Origin of the sequence: Vibrio sp. FF266 (genome assembly GCF_041439695.1) — a bacterium.
GTDB lineage: Bacteria > Pseudomonadota > Gammaproteobacteria > Enterobacterales > Vibrionaceae > Vibrio > Vibrio tasmaniensis_A.
The window spans coordinates 1-15353 of the sequence record NZ_JBGOOO010000033.1; the positions used below are offsets into that span (position 1 = coordinate 1).

Here is a 15353-nt window from a genome sequence, read left to right on the forward strand (position 1 = left end):
GGCTACTTCCCCCTCGCCGCGATTAAAACGCTTTTATCTCGAACAAAATTTAACCTCGAAAGGTCAACACGCCCTAGTGTGAGCAGTCCTTTACTTCGTTTATTGACCAACTGTCATATTCAACTATTTTTTAATTTCGCTCTCGAAATAAATAAACTAATGACTCAGATCAACTTAATTGTGTTCATTTGGTGCTTTTTGCAAAACAAAAGTTGAAAGATTCAAAAATTATTGAATAATGGGCTTAACTAAAATTGAAGTAAACACTTCATCCAATTCATACTGAAACAGGATCCATATCCAATGTCTAATTCGTTTGTTCTGGTTATTAACTCGGGTAGTTCATCCCTAAAATTTGCTGTTATTGATTCTGTTTCTGGTGAAGCCGTATTGAGTGGCTTAGGGGAGTGTTTTGGTCTTGAAGATGCTCGTATGAGCTGGAAGTATCAAGGTCAGAAAACTGAAATTGCCATTCAAGGTGAAGATAACCACCACAAAATTGCCATTGGCAAACTGGTTGGGTTGATGGAAGATCTAGGCTTCACTGCTGATATAGTGGCTATTGGTCACCGTATCGTTCACGGTGGCGAGAAGTTCACTCAAACGGTTCGAATTACTGAAGAAGTAACGAGTGAGATTGAGAGCCTATCTGACCTAGCTCCACTTCATAACCCTGCAGGTGCTATCGGCATCCGCGCTGCGATTGAAGCTTTCCCTTCTTTACCTCAATTTGCTGTATTTGATACGGCTTTCCACCAAACAATGCCACAACGTGCATTTACTGGTGCAATCGCAAAAGAACTATACACAGACTTCGGTGTTCGTCGTTACGGTTTCCACGGTACGAGCCACTACTTCGTTAGCCGTGAAGCTGCGAAAATGGTCAACAAGCCAGTTGAACAAGCTAGCTTCATCTCTGTTCACCTAGGTAACGGTGCATCTGTATGTGCTATCAAAGACGGTAACAGTGTTGATACGTCAATGGGCTTCACACCGCTTTCTGGCCTTATGATGGGCACACGTTGTGGTGATTTAGATCCAGGTATCATCGAATACCTACTTAAAAAAGGTTGGTCACAAGAGCAAGTCTTTAATTCTCTAAACAAGGAGTCTGGCTTCCTTGGCGTGTCTGGTCTTACGAGCGATGCTCGTGGCATCCTAGAAGCGATGGAAGAGGGCCACGAAGGCGCTAAGCTTGCTTTCGAGGTGTTTACTTACCGCGTTGCTAAATACGTTGCTTCTTACCTTGCAACGCTAGACTCTTTAGACGGCATCATCTTCACTGGTGGTATCGGTGAGAACTCTCTACCAATTCGTCGTGAGATCCTAAGCAACCTTAAGATTCTTGGTTTTGTTGAAGACGTAGCAGGCAATGAAGCCGCTCGCTTTGGTGCAGAAGGCATCATCGCTAAGTCTGAAATGTTAGACGCGGTAGCAATGGTTATTCCAACCAATGAAGAATTCGTAATTGCTCAACAGTCGGTAGAACTTCTGTAATCCAAGCAGCCGCTTAATAAAATATAGACAATGTGAAAGCGAGCCCTAGTGGCTCGCTTTTTTTATTTTCTTGTTCGGGATGAGTTGTAGTAGATCTGCTTGTTACCTGTCTCCTCTATTCGTTATCGAAGGAGAAAAAAGGCTACGAATGTAGCCTTAGAGTCATCTTGTATCGAAGCCCGCACCACTCGAGGGTGATACGCGCTATGACGATGTCGTAAGTTATGTCGTTTTGAGGGGAATGCTCGTTAGTTGAATTCCCCGTTTCTGCGAGAACGCTAAAAGACGAGAATATGGCATGCCTTCTTTGCTAATCATGTTTGTCAGTCAACATAGGCTACTGAGCTTGGTTCTTTGTAGATACAATCAACTCCAGTCACATTTCCGTTGTTGTCTTGAATTATTGAACATTATTTTGAGGTGTGACCAGTTAATAGGCACGCCGTACTAAAGGGTATTAATCCCATCCGTTACCTGGCTCAAACCTTTCTTTATTTGCTTTCTTTCTCCTTATCGAAAAGTCTTTTTTCTGAGTATTCCCAACCGTCGAACCTCGTTTTTACCTACTTTTATACGACATTATCCAATGTCTTAAGAGGCTTGTTCTTTTTATGATTTTGTTTTTATTGATTATTTTGTAAATAGCAATGTTGCATATCGTGCTGGAGGGGTAGGCAGCAAAATATATATTGCAAATATAAATGATATTTGTTCTTATTCGCGTCCATTGTGATTTATAAACTAAACCGGAATTAGAATATGAACGTTAGATTGGCTTTCACCCCTCTCGCCTTGGCAATTGGAGGTGCATTAACCACAGTGGCTACCGTGTCGAATGCAATGGCTTCAGAAGAAGTAACGGTGGATGAAACCGTGCAAGTTATTGGTCATCAGTACGAAGGCTACGCGGAGCACATGCCGCAATCGGGTACCAAAACGGATGTCGAATGGCTCGATGTCCCACAAGCCGTATCAGTGGTTACTAAAACAGAGATGGAAGACCGTGGTGCGGTCCGTTTAGTGGATGCTCTTGATGGTGTTGCTGGTGTCAATAATACCTTAGGTGAAGGCAGTCGAGATCAGTTCGTTATTCGTGGTTTTGATGCGCTGAATGACATGTATCGCGATGGCATGCGTGATGATGGAACTTTACAGTCGTATCGAAGCCTATCCAATATTGAGCGTGTTGAAGTGGTAAAAGGCCCAGCAGGAGCTCTGTATGGTAGAGGCTCTGCCGGCGGTATCATTAACTTAGTCACCAAGCGAGCGAATGGTGACACATTTACCAATGTGAACGGCAGTGTTGGCAGTAACAGCCAATTTGTAGGGCAGGTGGATAGCTCAATGGCGTTTTCAGATAAAGTCAATGGACGTATTAACCTGGAACACCGACAGGCTGATTCGTATGTTAACCATGTCGATTCGAATGATTTCTTTATCGCACCAACTATTCGAGTGCTGCCAGCTGAAGGGCATACCGTTGACTTAGATGTCGAATATGCACACCAAGAGCTGGTGCCATATCGTGGTGTTCCATCCAAAAATGGCAAACCTGTCGATGTCTCTGAGAGTTCTTTCTACGGTGGCACTAACGATTATCAAGAGTCCGATAGCCTGCGTGTTGGCATTAATTATGAGTGGCGCTTGAATAGCGAGTGGGTATGGACAAACCGAGCGGCATACAATCATATCGAACTTGAGCAAAAGGGCACGCGTCAAGGTACTGTGACGGGAGATAAAGTCTCTCAAACCGTGAACAATTTCGGTTATGACCCTCGAACCACAACGACGATGCAATCCGAGTTAGTGTGGGAAACCGATTCTAACCAAATGATGATTGGTGCGGATTATAACCAGATCAATATCGATTTAACGCTAGCAAGCGATAAAACCTTACCTCCGAAACACATCTATAATCCCGTCGTAGGAGCAACGCCTGATCCGGGTTTCAAACCTTTCCGTGATAACACGACAACGACGACAGGTGTCTACATTCAAGACGTTTACACCTTTGGTGATCTATCGGTGATAGGTAACGTGCGCTATGACTCTATGGAACTTGAGCAGCAAAAAGCCGGGAAAGCCCAAGAGAAGCTAGATGATAACAAAGTGAGCTACCGTGGTGGCTTGGTCTATCGTATCAACAACGATATGTCGGTATACGCAAGCTTAGCTCGTTCGTGGCAATTGCCTTACTCCGGTATTTATATCAACCCTAAACTGGCTGAATTCTTCCATACCGATCTAAAAGAAGTGGGTGCGAAAGCTTACTTACTCGATAACGCTTTGATGCTCAATGCCGCTATTTTCCAAATTGATCAAGAACAACCACAAACCAATATTAATGGCGACGTTATCAATAAGATTGAAGCACGTCACCAAGGTATTGAACTGGAAGCTCGCGGTCAGATTACAGAGTTGTGGGATATTTCAGTTGGTTATAGCTACCTAGATGCAGAAGATAAAGATACAGGCAAAAAGCCGAATGATGTGTCTGATCATCTGTTCTCACTCTGGAGTACTTACCAATTATACGAAAACTGGCGTTTGGGCGGTGGTGTGAAATACGTAGGGGACCGCTACGCGGGTAACAATGAAGCCGTCGCATTAGGTGATTACACCACTGTTGATTTGATGGCAGCGTACACCACGGGTCGTCACAAAGTTCAAGCGAACGCTTATAACGTACTTGGTGAGAAATACATTCTCGGGGCAACCAGTGGTAAGTCGGGCACGAATCAGATTGGTTACGGAGCGCCAGCTGAATTCATGCTCAGCTACGGCTATCAGTTCTAAAAGCAAGTTCTGCTCGAAGATTTAGTTTATTTCTAAAAGCTATTTCAACTGAAAAACTATTGATTTGTTCGCTACGAGTGAGTGAACAGTTGGTCTCATTTTGAGGTCGTTTAGCCCAATGGGTCAAAGCGTTGGCATAACTTTAAAGTACAGCCTTTGACCCTAATTTGCCTACTTAGGAGATTTTCATGCCTTACCAGAATTTGGATGGTAAACCCCACGCGCAACATAAACTGCGCTTGACCGTACTTGCAACAGCCATCGCTTCAGTGACTTCCATGAGTGCATTCGCTGCGTCTGATCCGCAAACGACGACCATGGAAACGGTTGTCGTGACGGGCAGCTTGATCGGTAATTCAGAATTAGATGATGTGAAAGAGTATCCGGGAGCGCGTACCGTTCTAACTAACGAACAAATTAAAAAGAGTGGCGCACTCTCTATTGATTCAGCATTTCAAAGTGTACCGGGCATTAAGGTTCAAGACGAAACGGGCACGGGTGTATTGCCTAACATCTCGGTGCGCGGCTTGAAAGCGAGCCGCAGTGGTCATGCTCAATTTCTAATGGATGGTGTACCACTGACTCTTGCGCCTTATGGTCATACCGGACAATCTATTTTCCCAGCAACGCTATCGATGCTTGACCGAATTGATATCGTACGTGGTGGCGCTGCTGTGCAGTACGGGCCAAACAACGTGGGTGGTGTGATCAACTTGGTGACTAAGCCTATTCCACACCAATGGCAAACTGAAATCAGTAATCGCTTTACGGTATTTGAAGATGGTAATACACCGCTTAATGACTTTTACCTACGCACGGGTGGTTGGTTAACCGATACGCTGGCACTTCAAGTGGAAGGTAACTTCCTAAAAGGTGAAAGTTTCCGCGATCATTCAGATACAGATGTAAAAAACTTCCAAGCGAAGTTGCAATGGTTACTCAGCGATACCCAGGAGCTACAAGCATTCGTTCAGCGTTACGATGCAGATACCCAAATGCCGGGCGCTTTGTCGCCAAAAGATTACCAGCAAGATCGTACTCAATCGAAGCGACCATATGACGAATACAAAGGTACATCAACACGTTGGAGCCTGAAGTATTTGCATGATTTGAATATTGCAGATGGCGCAGAGTTAGAGGTTCTGACATTCGGTCACCACTCTGAGCGTTTCTTCCAATGGGGCTTTAATAGCGCAGGTGGTCATTGGGCGGATCCAGCACTACCATCAACAGATATTCGTACCTCACCACGTGAATTCGCGGTTTATGGTGTGGAACCTAAGTTAGCGATGTACTTTGACGGTAATACGGTGACGCAAAACTTGATTGTGGGTGCTCGCTATGTAAATGAAGATATCGATTACAAGCTAACGCAAACGCCAATTGCTGGTGGGGTAACAAAAGTACCACGTGATTGGAACTTGAATACCGATGCTTTCGCAGGTTACATCAGCAATGAAGTTGGCCTGTTTAACGACGTGCTAAAGGTTACTCCGGGTATTCGTTACGAATCGATTGATATGACCTTTAATGATTTAGGTAAAGTACAGAGTACAGACAACAAAGTGACCGAGTGGTTGCCGGGCTTAACCGTGGCATACCATTTAACTGAGCAATGGGTTGGGTACACCAATGCGCAGAAATCTTTGCGCGCACCACAAATCGCTTACATCCGAGGCAAGGGTGAAGAGGGCAGTGAGCTAGCATGGAACTACGAGTTGGGTGCTCGTTACAATCAAGATTCAACTAGCTTTAATGTTGCGCTCTACCGCATTGATTTTGAAGACCAACTCCAATGGCAAAGCGGAACACAGACCTTTGATAATATTGGTAAAACGCTTCATCAAGGTATTGAGCTCTCAGGTCGTTATGTTCCGCAGGCTATGCAAGCTCTGAGTTTAGGCGCGGGTTATAACTATTTGGATGCGACGATAGAGGCAGAAGGTGCAAACAAAGGTAAGCAACTTCCTTACACATCTGAGCATCAACTTAGCTGGGATGCGACTTACGCCTTTAGCAGGGTAGATACGACCTTATCTGGTTACTATTTCAGTGAGTCTTATTCTGACAATGCCAATACCAGTGCTGAAGATGCAACGGGTGCGAAAGGCAAAGTACCTGCTTACATGGTATGGAACTTAAACCTAGGCTCAGACTTGTATAAAGATGAAAACAGTAAGTTACGCATGAATGTTGCAGTGAACAATTTGTTTGCTGAGGACTACTACTTCCGCGGTATTGATACCAGTCCGGTTGGCCGCTATCCAGCGCCAGGGCGTTCATACACTTTGGATCTGAACTATCAGTTCTAATCGGTAATTGATTAAAAATAATAACGAATATAAGTCGCCAATATTATTGGCGACTTTCACGGTTCTAGTGTTTAAGGAAAAGTAAATATGGAAAACAGTTCTCGACTTTTATTTTCGAATCAATGGCTGCTGCCGAACGGACTGCTGTCATTCAAAAGGCATTTTTTATTCAGCAGGATAGCGATAACCTTAGCTTTGTTGGCTTTAAGCTTGTTCTCATTCTCCAGTTCAGCAAAAACGAGGATCATTCAAGATGAGCAAGGTCAGTTTGAGATAGCGACTACCCCGCAACGCGTTGTGGTGTTGGAGTTCTCATTTGTCGATGCGTTAGCTGCGGTAGGCGTGTCTCCGGTTGGTGTTGCCGATGACAATGATACTTCGCGAGTGATTCCGGCGGTGCGTGAATTAGTGCAACCATGGGAATCGGTTGGGATGCGTTCGCAGCCTAGTCTAGAAGCCATTGCGGTATTAAAGCCCGACCTGATCATTGCCGATGCAGAGCGTCATCGTACGGTTTATCAAGATCTACAGCGAATCGCACCAACTCTGCTGCTCAAAAGCCGTGGAGAGACTTATCAAGAGAACTTGGAATCTGCGCTTAAGGTCGGTATCGCCCTCGACAAGCAATCGGCAATGGAACAAAGAATTCACCAACATCAACAAGCCATGGTGGAATTTAAAAGTCATTTCTCGCTTAAACAAACTGTCCAATTTGCTGTTGTGTCGGAAAAAGGAATGTGGCTACATAGCCCTGCTTCGTATGCCGGAGGTGTACTCACCACATTAGGTATTGCTAGCCCAATAGTGGAGCCGACAGACAAGGCGTACTTACCAACCAGCTTTGAGTTGTTGTTGAAAACGAATCCAGATTGGTTGCTCCTTGGTGCTTACTCAGATCCAAATATCGTTGATGATTGGCAGAAAAACCCACTGTTTAATGTCTTAATATCCGCGAAGAATCAACAAGTGGTAGAAGTGTCACCAGCACTATGGTCATTGAATCGAGGCATGTTGGCCGCGGAACAAATGGCGAAAAATCTAGAGCAGATCTTGGATCGTTCATGAGTTCGATGTTGCTCTCTAGAGGTAAGCGACGTTCGCTTATAGTGTCGTGGCTTACGGTATTGGTGTCGTGGCTTACGGTATTGGTGTCGTGGCGAGTCACGTTATTTACGGCTTTAGTGTCGTGTTTGGCGATGTCTGGTTACGTGGCCTCTATGCTAGGTTGGTCGAATTTCTCCCTAATATTGAGTGACTTAGTTCACTATTGGTTTGCGTTTGATGAGAGCAATATGACTCATCAAATATTGGCGACACTTAGAGCTCCAAGGGCTCACGCTGGGTTATTGATTGGTGCAAGCTTAGCCGTCGCCGGACTGTTGATGCAGGGATTAACACGTAACCCACTTGCGTCTCCATCAATTCTAGGTATTAACGCTGGCGCAGCCTGTTTTATGGCTTTAGCTGCGATAGGCATACCTGTGGTGAGTGATTTAAACCCGATCCTTAATGCCGTTCTTGGTGCATTGCTAGGCGGTGGTGCTGTGATGCTCCTCGGTGGCTTCTTCTCCGAACGTTCTCATCCGTTACGTTTGGTTTTAGCGGGTATCGCCATTACTGCTTTATTGATTGGGTTAACTCGAGCAGCGTTGATTCTAGCTGATGATATGGCTTATAGCGTGCTGCATTGGCTTACCGGTTCATTGTCTAGCGTGGATGAGGGACAGTGGCAACAGCTTTGGCCGCCAGCAGTGATTGGTTTGGTGTTGGCTGTTAGCCTTGCTCGTAACCTCAACTTATTGGCGCTTGGTGAAGAAGTGGCTGTGGGGTTGGGCAGTAATATCCGGCTTACTCGCCTCATGAGTGGATTGGCTATCGTGTTGCTTGCGGGTGCCAGTGTCGCTATCGCTGGTCCCATTGGCTTTGTAGGATTGTTGGTTCCTCATTTGGTTCGGCCCATGGTTGGGCACAATTACCATCTACTGATTCCTATCTCCGCAATGGCAGGTGCAGCATTAGTGTCTTGGTCAGATGCGTTGTCACGATCGATTGCTTTCCCGACTGAAACGCCCGTTGGTGTTATTACAGCCCTACTTGGGACACCTTGTTTTATTTTGATTGCGACGAGGAGATCTTAATGCACCATCACACTAAGATAGTTTTGTTATCAGGGATTCTCATATTAGTGGCATCTGCGGGCTTGTTTGTCGGTGCAGCGTCACTTTCTATTCCTCAAGTCATCAAACATTTGGTCGCCTTTTCCAGTGACGACTTTGTTATCCATCAGTATCGGCTACCACGTATGTTACTCGCGATAAGCGTGGGCGCAGGGTTGGGGCTATCCGGCGTATTAGTACAAGGTGTGATACGTAACCCGTTAGCATCGCCTGATCTTATGGGCATTAGCGCCGGGGCAGGGCTTGCTGCGACTGCGAGTTTAGTGTGGTTCCCTAATGCGGCAGTTAGCGTACTGCCTGTGGTGGCGATGTTCGGTGGGGTATTGGCTGCTGGGTTGATTGCGGTAGTGGCATGGTGGTCAAGGCCAACACCCGCCAAGTTGGCCTTGATTGGTATTGCAGTGAGTGCGTTTCTGGCGAGTTGTATCGACTTCTTGCTTGTCACTAACCCCATCGAGATCAACACTGCGATGGTATGGCTAACTGGCAGCCTTTGGGGGCGAAACTGGCAGCAAGTTCCCTTTATTTGGGGAGCATTGCTCTTGTTGTTGCCAATGGCATTTTGGCTTGCTTGGCGATTGGATGTGATGGGGCTTGGTGAGGAAAGTGCCACCACATTGGGTACTAAGCCAAAACAGATACAAGCTCTTGCGCTATTGGCCGCTGTGTTGCTTGCCAGCATCAGCGTTTCAGTGGCTGGAACGATCAGTTTTGTGGGTTTATTAGCACCTCACTTAGCGCGCTTGTTGTTTGGGCATAATCATAAGTTGTTAATCCCGGCGTCTGCTCTGGTGGGCGCGATTTTGGTTACTTGTGCCGACGGCTTGGCAAGAGGTCTACAACCACCGATTGAATTGCCTGCAGGGGTACTTACTTCTGTCATTGGCGCGCCTTATTTCATCTTTCTTCTCTATCGCTATCGAGGTTGGTAACCATGCTAAAAACGCAGAATCTTTCCGTCGCGTACGGCAAACAAACGATCATACCGAACCTTTCGGTGTCCATCCCAAAGGGAAAAATTACTGCCTTAATTGGACCCAATGGATGTGGTAAATCTACCTTGTTAAAGACGTTAGTCAGGATCAATAAGCCGGTGACAGGAGAGGTGTTATTTGAAGACAAACCGTTGTCGAGCTATGGCGATAAAGTGCTCGCGCGTTCATTGTCACTTCTGCCGCAAATATTGGTCAGCCCTGAAGGCATTTCGGTCAGAAAACTGGTTGAATATGGCCGTTCTCCTTATGTGTCTCATTGGGGAAGGTTAGGGCAAGAAGACCAAGTGATTGTCGAACAAGCAATGCGTGATACCGGCGTACTTGAGTTTGCTGATAAACCGATTGAGTCACTGTCGGGTGGGCAGCGTCAAAGAGCATGGATAGCGATGATAATAGCGCAAGACACTGATGTCGTGATGTTGGATGAACCGACCACTTATCTTGATATGTCTCACCAAGTTGAATTAATGAACTTGATGCAGCAGATGAATGACAAGGGAAAAACAGTGGTGGTTGTGCTCCATGATCTGAACCAAGCGAGCCGTTACTGCGATCATTTGATCGTTTTAGAAAGGGGTGGTTTAGTGGCTGAAGGCCCCCCCGATGAGGTGATGACCGAGACATTGCTGAATGATGTTTTTGATCTCAAAGCGAGCGTATTTCGTGACCCTATATCCAATACGCCGATGTGTGTGGCGATTTAAGCAAATAGCCGATGATTAAAGTTGTCAGTATGGCTTGCTGTGCGTCTGGTTAAAATAATCAGAGCGAATCAATTTTTGGTGTTGATTGAGATAGTATTTTGCTATAAAACGCGCATAATCTCGCTATACAACACTTAAAGAAGAAATTACCTATGACGACCTTTCAATACTACTTTCACCAACTGCCTTGCTTCGACTGTAAAAAAACGACAGTAAGTACTGATCTTGGTTGGTTAACGCCTGCGATGAAAGATACTGCTCTAGAGCAAGTGACAAAGACACTTGCGGAAGGTGAAGTTACGCCTGATCTTTCAGCAAATGTGGTTTGTACCAAAGACGAAGCTCGCGAGTATCTATTACTGAATTTCTTCGGTTATTCAGAAGAAGAGTTAGCGAGCGGAATTGAAGCTGATGATGAGCAAGAAGTCGCGGATGAAATTGCAGAACTTCTAGAAGAAGGCCAAGATACAATCACCTTCGAACATGAAATTGCTCTTCAGTGCTGTGCTGATTGCGATGTTGAAGAAGAGTCAAACTAAGCACTCGTATTAAAGTATTAGTATTAATGTAGATACATCCATTAATACAGTGTGATGTTCAAATGAAGAAAGGCGTTAGCGAATTGAAGTTCGCTAGCGCCTTTTTTGTATCTCTACGTCTTATCTCTAAGCAGCATTAGATCCTATGATGCTTTATTTTCTAGAATACCTTGGTCTCCCAATTGAGAGAGGATCTCTGCGGTTTTCTCGCGGAATAAATCTCTTAATAAGCGAACCGTTGGTGTGATGGATTGACGGCTTGGGCAGACTAACCACAACTCGGTTGGTGTTGGTTTAAATTCAGGCATAACTTTAATCACTTCGCCAGAAAGCAAATGTTTCGACATATCTAAACAAGACTTTATCGCCACGCCTTTACCGGCAACACACCAACGTCTAACAAGGTCAGCATCGTTCGATGCACGATTCCCTTTCAGCTTCACTTTGTGCTCCTGCTTACCATCCTTAAACACCCATTCGTCTTGCAACATATCATGTAGCTGATAAAGCAAACCATTATGTTGAGTTAAATCATTCGGGTGTTTTGGTGTTCCCATTTCAGCTAAATATTCAGGAGCCGCACACAATATTCTCGGCACATCGCAGATCTTGAAACCATACATGTTGGCGTCAGTCGGAGAGCCGTAACGTAGCGCCATATCAACAGAATCACGGTAAAAATCGATATTACTGTCACTGATGCTCGTTCTAAGTGATGCTTTAGGGTATTCAAGCAAGAACACGTCTAACCAAGGTGTGATGAGGTTGCGGCCTAGATCCGATGAAAGCGCAATGCGGATTTCTCCATCGAGAATACCAAGCTCTTCGCGCATGCTGAGCTTGGCTTGCTCTAATATTTTCAAGGCCTGTTCACACTCAGGTAAATAGCGTTCGCCTGCTGAAGAGAGCCTTAAATGGCGAGTGGTTCTTACAAACAGTTCAGCGCCTAGTGCGGCTTCAACTCGTTTGACGGCAGCACTCGCGGTAGCAGTACGCATGTCTAGGTTGGTGGCTGCTGCGGTGATGCTGCGAAACTCCGCCACTTTTAAAATGACCTGTAAGTCTTCAAGAAGCATCTTATCTACCTGTGTTTGATAATGTTCTAAACATTGTATTGAAATCTTTGCTAATCACAAAGCGGGTTAACCCTTATTTGCCTCTTCTAAGCTAACTTTATACGCTTAATTATCAAAATATATTTGAAAATCATTCAAATGTTAGACGGTTTATCTAGAGTGAGAATTGACTAAGATTAACTCGTCTAATTCAAGGAGAAAGCATAATGTCAGTACCATCAAAAATGAAAGCTATAGGATTTACTCAGTCATTTGCGATTACAGAGCAAGACAGTTTATTTGAGTTTGAAACGAGTCTGCCAGAACTAAAAAATAATGACTTGCTGGTAAAAGTGAGCGCGACTGCTATCAACCCTGCTGACGCAAAAATTCGTATTCGTAGTGCTAAGGATAAAACACTCGAACAACCTAAAGTGCTGGGCTATGACGCAGTCGGTGAAGTTGTCGGTAAAGGTACAGACGTTGAAGGTTTTGAATTAGGTGACCGTGTTTACTACGCTGGTGACGTCACTCGCATGGGAGCTAACGCGGAATACCAAGCCGTTGATTACCGTATTGCGGCGAAAGCACCAAAGAGCCTTTCTGATGAAGCTGCTGCTGTGATGCCGCTAGCGACACTCACTGCGTGGGAAGCGTTGTTTGACCGCTTGCGTGTTCGTCCTGAAGAGCAAAAGTCGATTCTGATTATTGGTGGCGCTGGTGGCGTAGGTTCAATCACTATTCAATTGGCGAGCCAACTGACTAACCTGACTGTCATTGCGACGGCTTCAAGACCTGAAACCGAGCAGTGGGTAAGGGATATGGGTGCAGACCATGTGGTGAATCACCGTAACTTGGTTGAGTCTGTACGTGAGCAAGGCATCCAGCATGTCGATTACATTTTTAATGTTGCGGATACTAAAGGGCACTGGGAATCGATGGTGGAGCTGATTGCACCACAAGGCATGATCAGTTCGATTGTGGAGTTCGATGGTGGAATTGATCTGTCGGCGCTTCAAGGTAAGTCTGTCGGTTTTGTGTGGGAGCTAATGTTTACACGTTCACTGTTCAACACAGACGATATCCAGAAGCAACAAGACATCTTATTCCAAGCTGCGAACTTGATTGATGCAGGCCGCATTAAATCGACACTAACGACGACGTTGGATGGTTTTAGTGTTGAGACTCTGAAAGATGCGCACCAACGTATTGAAAGCAGTACGTCGATTGGAAAAACAGCCATTAAATATTAATAGTTAATGATTTAGATCTTTGACGGTTTGAAGCATTGATCTTTTGTTCGTCTGTGGTTTATTCAGGCTTTACCTTATTCCAACAAAGCGTTACTCCGTTTCTTGCGAGGTTTTGAATTGAATCTGAAGTAAGTTAAGCTCGAAGGGCAGAGGCTGTTTGTCTGCAATCAAAAAGCCGATCTGTTTAATGTCTTGAGCTTTAAGCTCCGGAGTTCCGTTGAGTAGCCGACCTCTAAACACCGCTTGAAAGTCGTTTAGTCGGAAGATTTTCTTGAGTTGTTCACCTTTAATTGTCTCAAAGTTGTGCTTATAGTTGGTCCTGTTTCCATCGATCCACGTTGTGAACCTTAATTGGTAAGTACGACCATCACCCACAAACGTCAACTCTACGCTGTCCGTTTCAGAGCTTAGTGTTTTAACAGAGCGATTGATTGAACTGAAGCCACCATTGTTCTCTAACGATAGTTCGCCCTTAAATTGACTCGTCTCGCCATCATGAATAAGACTGCCTGTTGAGATGCCACCCATTACATTGTCGTTGGTCGCTGTCCAATTCTTCTGTTCGTTCGCTTGTGTAAAATCAATCATATCTATTCCTGCTAAAGATACTTGAGACCATAAAAAAGAAAGGCTGAGTATTAGCCACAAAGAAGCGATTCGTTTACGCAGTAAGTGCGTTTTAAAGTCAGTTTCGTGCATGATTTTATCCATTAGTTGCTAGGGCGTGTTGACCTTTCGTACTTACGGAGAAGGCTCTGTAGCAAGCATAGCCAGACAATGGTTGATGAAGTCTTCATAGTTCGACGCTTTGTCGTATTCGATTTTTAATGAACCGTGGAACATCAGGGTTACCGTAACGTCTCTGTAGCTTAGCCAACAGGTGTAACCGTCGTAATCGTGCCAAGCAAATATCTCACCTAATTGATATTTATTGTCCAGCTGTTCGCCCGTTGAACGAAGGTAATCGAACACTCTGAGAAATTCTTTGATGGTAATTCTGCTGTCCATGTATCACTCCCGCTACGCAGTCGACTAAAAAATACCAAGTGCTTGTATTTCAATTAACTACGGTTTGGTTCTGCATTGCGATCACTGAGGGGAGGCCTGTATACAACATCCATTTCATCGGCTCGCTTTGTGGAAGGTGTGGTTTGGATAGAACACTTACTTACTTTGACTGGTATTAAGTACAAAGAACATAATACGAGGCAAGAGAGTTACATTGGATTAGGTCGTCTAAACTTACAGTTAGTATGTAGTCAAAGCAGAGCCATTTGGACTCTAAAGACGTTCTCGAAAATAAACGTAAATTAGTTCTTTACCTCAACTTAACTTGAGGTATTAGGATATGCAACGTTGCTTAAGAGAATACTTTAAGGAGAGAAGAATGATCCAACTTGAACATGTAAATTTAGTGGTTAAAGATATCCCAGAGATGCTGACTTTCTATAAAGCAGCTTTCCCTCACTGGTATGTGCGTGATGAAGGACAAGGCGAATGGTCTGGCAAGCCACGTAACTGGCTACATTTTGGTGATGAATATCAATACATCGCGTTGAGCGATCACGGCGAAGGAGAAAACAGAGATTTGGCTGGGCATTCTGTCGGTCTCGCGCATTTTGCTTATGTAACCAACAATATCGAGAGCGTGATTGAGCGCCTTATTGATGCGGGTTTCCCAATAGCCAAACCCGGCGCCGACGAACCTTATCGCAAAAACGTTTACTTTGTTGATCCTGCGGGCTTTGAAATCGAGTTTGTAGAATATCTGAGTGATGATCCCAAGCTGCGCAATGCCACGTAGTAGAACTCGCAATCGAGTTGGTGTACTAGAGCTAGATTGTTTGAAATAAAACGTCTAAGAAAGGGTGCTAGGAAGACTCACAGAAAAGGGCATTATGGAATATTCCGCAATGCCCTTTTTATATCTATTAGCTGATTGGCTAACTGATCTTTACTCTGTTAGTCGCTTAGTCGCTTAGTCGCTTAGTCGCTTAGTCGCTTAGTCGCTTAGTCGCTTAGTCG

Annotated in this window: 13 protein-coding genes; 10 read left to right on the forward strand and 3 right to left on the reverse strand. The window is 44.8% G+C overall.

What is annotated here, in order from left to right:
• Positions 1-303 precede the first annotated feature (303 nt).
• From ACED59_RS19225 to ACED59_RS19260, 8 genes are all read left to right on the forward strand, one after another.
• Positions 304-1497: an acetate/propionate family kinase gene (locus tag ACED59_RS19225; protein WP_009844798.1), complete on the forward strand. Its 1194-nt coding sequence runs from the start codon at positions 304-306 to the stop codon at positions 1495-1497.
• 759 nt (positions 1498-2256) lie between these two features.
• The gene (locus ACED59_RS19230; RefSeq protein WP_017096401.1) at positions 2257-4293 is read left to right on the forward strand and encodes a TonB-dependent siderophore receptor; all 2037 of its coding nucleotides are present in this window, start codon (positions 2257-2259) and stop codon (positions 4291-4293) included.
• Positions 4294-4481: 188 nt separating this feature from the next.
• Complete coding sequence (locus tag ACED59_RS19235; protein ID WP_017096400.1) at positions 4482-6605, forward strand: TonB-dependent siderophore receptor; 2124 nt, start codon at positions 4482-4484, stop codon at positions 6603-6605.
• Positions 6606-6692: 87 nt separating this feature from the next.
• Positions 6693-7670, forward strand: a complete 978-nt coding sequence (locus ACED59_RS19240; RefSeq protein WP_017096399.1) for a Fe(3+) dicitrate ABC transporter substrate-binding protein — start codon at positions 6693-6695, stop codon at positions 7668-7670.
• The gene (locus ACED59_RS19245) at positions 7667-8743 is read left to right on the forward strand and encodes an iron ABC transporter permease (RefSeq protein ID WP_029223736.1); all 1077 of its coding nucleotides are present in this window, start codon (positions 7667-7669) and stop codon (positions 8741-8743) included. Before ACED59_RS19240 ends, ACED59_RS19245 begins: the two co-directional genes overlap by 4 nt.
• Entirely contained in the window at positions 8743-9714 is a 972-nt protein-coding gene (locus tag ACED59_RS19250) for an iron ABC transporter permease (RefSeq protein WP_029223735.1), read from the forward strand. The genes ACED59_RS19245 and ACED59_RS19250 overlap by 1 nt, the downstream gene beginning before the upstream one ends.
• A 2-nt stretch (positions 9715-9716) precedes the next feature.
• On the forward strand, positions 9717-10481 hold the full coding sequence (fecE, locus tag ACED59_RS19255; protein ID WP_020477203.1) for a Fe(3+) dicitrate ABC transporter ATP-binding protein FecE: 765 nt from the start codon (positions 9717-9719) through the stop codon (positions 10479-10481).
• A 152-nt stretch (positions 10482-10633) separates the two neighbouring features.
• Positions 10634-11020: a hypothetical protein gene (locus tag ACED59_RS19260; RefSeq protein WP_009844806.1), complete on the forward strand. Its 387-nt coding sequence runs from the start codon at positions 10634-10636 to the stop codon at positions 11018-11020.
• Positions 11021-11163: 143 nt separating this feature from the next.
• Here ACED59_RS19260 and ACED59_RS19265 read toward each other — a convergent pair whose 3' ends face one another.
• The gene (locus ACED59_RS19265; RefSeq protein ID WP_017096395.1) at positions 11164-12096 is read right to left on the reverse strand and encodes a LysR family transcriptional regulator; all 933 of its coding nucleotides are present in this window, start codon (positions 12094-12096) and stop codon (positions 11164-11166) included.
• Positions 12097-12302: 206 nt separating this feature from the next.
• Here ACED59_RS19265 and ACED59_RS19270 point away from each other — a divergent pair, with 206 nt between their 5' ends.
• Positions 12303-13328: a zinc-binding alcohol dehydrogenase family protein gene (locus ACED59_RS19270; protein WP_017096394.1), complete on the forward strand. Its 1026-nt coding sequence runs from the start codon at positions 12303-12305 to the stop codon at positions 13326-13328.
• A 90-nt stretch (positions 13329-13418) separates the two neighbouring features.
• Here ACED59_RS19270 and ACED59_RS19275 read toward each other — a convergent pair whose 3' ends face one another.
• Together ACED59_RS19275 and ACED59_RS19280 are read right to left on the reverse strand one after the other, a co-directional pair.
• The gene (locus ACED59_RS19275) at positions 13419-14039 is read right to left on the reverse strand and encodes a CIA30 family protein (protein WP_032499538.1); all 621 of its coding nucleotides are present in this window, start codon (positions 14037-14039) and stop codon (positions 13419-13421) included.
• Positions 14040-14069: 30 nt separating this feature from the next.
• Complete coding sequence (locus ACED59_RS19280) at positions 14070-14336, reverse strand: DUF3081 domain-containing protein (protein WP_017096392.1); 267 nt, start codon at positions 14334-14336, stop codon at positions 14070-14072.
• Positions 14337-14715: 379 nt separating this feature from the next.
• Here ACED59_RS19280 and ACED59_RS19285 point away from each other — a divergent pair, with 379 nt between their 5' ends.
• Positions 14716-15132, forward strand: coding sequence for a VOC family protein (locus tag ACED59_RS19285; RefSeq protein WP_029223734.1), 417 nt, complete (start codon positions 14716-14718; stop codon positions 15130-15132).
• Positions 15133-15353 lie beyond the last annotated feature (221 nt).

What these genes read in the sequence shown, in the direction of transcription:
- ACED59_RS19280 (WP_017096392.1), bottom strand. Translation starts at nt 14,336, where the DNA reads ATGGACAGCAGAATTACCATCAAAGAATTTCTCAGAGTGTTCGATTAC.
- ACED59_RS19260 (WP_009844806.1), top strand. Translation starts at nt 10,634, where the DNA reads ATGACGACCTTTCAATACTACTTTCACCAACTGCCTTGCTTCGACTGT.
- ACED59_RS19275 (WP_032499538.1), bottom strand. Translation starts at nt 14,039, where the DNA reads ATGGATAAAATCATGCACGAAACTGACTTTAAAACGCACTTACTGCGT.
- ACED59_RS19285 (WP_029223734.1), top strand. Translation starts at nt 14,716, where the DNA reads ATGATCCAACTTGAACATGTAAATTTAGTGGTTAAAGATATCCCAGAG.
- fecE (WP_020477203.1), top strand. Translation starts at nt 9,717, where the DNA reads ATGCTAAAAACGCAGAATCTTTCCGTCGCGTACGGCAAACAAACGATC.
- ACED59_RS19270 (WP_017096394.1), top strand. Translation starts at nt 12,303, where the DNA reads ATGTCAGTACCATCAAAAATGAAAGCTATAGGATTTACTCAGTCATTT.
- ACED59_RS19240 (WP_017096399.1), top strand. Translation starts at nt 6,693, where the DNA reads ATGGAAAACAGTTCTCGACTTTTATTTTCGAATCAATGGCTGCTGCCG.
- ACED59_RS19235 (WP_017096400.1), top strand. Translation starts at nt 4,482, where the DNA reads ATGCCTTACCAGAATTTGGATGGTAAACCCCACGCGCAACATAAACTG.
- ACED59_RS19265 (WP_017096395.1), bottom strand. Translation starts at nt 12,096, where the DNA reads ATGCTTCTTGAAGACTTACAGGTCATTTTAAAAGTGGCGGAGTTTCGC.
- ACED59_RS19225 (WP_009844798.1), top strand. Translation starts at nt 304, where the DNA reads ATGTCTAATTCGTTTGTTCTGGTTATTAACTCGGGTAGTTCATCCCTA.
- ACED59_RS19245 (WP_029223736.1), top strand. Translation starts at nt 7,667, where the DNA reads ATGAGTTCGATGTTGCTCTCTAGAGGTAAGCGACGTTCGCTTATAGTG.
- ACED59_RS19250 (WP_029223735.1), top strand. Translation starts at nt 8,743, where the DNA reads ATGCACCATCACACTAAGATAGTTTTGTTATCAGGGATTCTCATATTA.
- ACED59_RS19230 (WP_017096401.1), top strand. Translation starts at nt 2,257, where the DNA reads ATGAACGTTAGATTGGCTTTCACCCCTCTCGCCTTGGCAATTGGAGGT.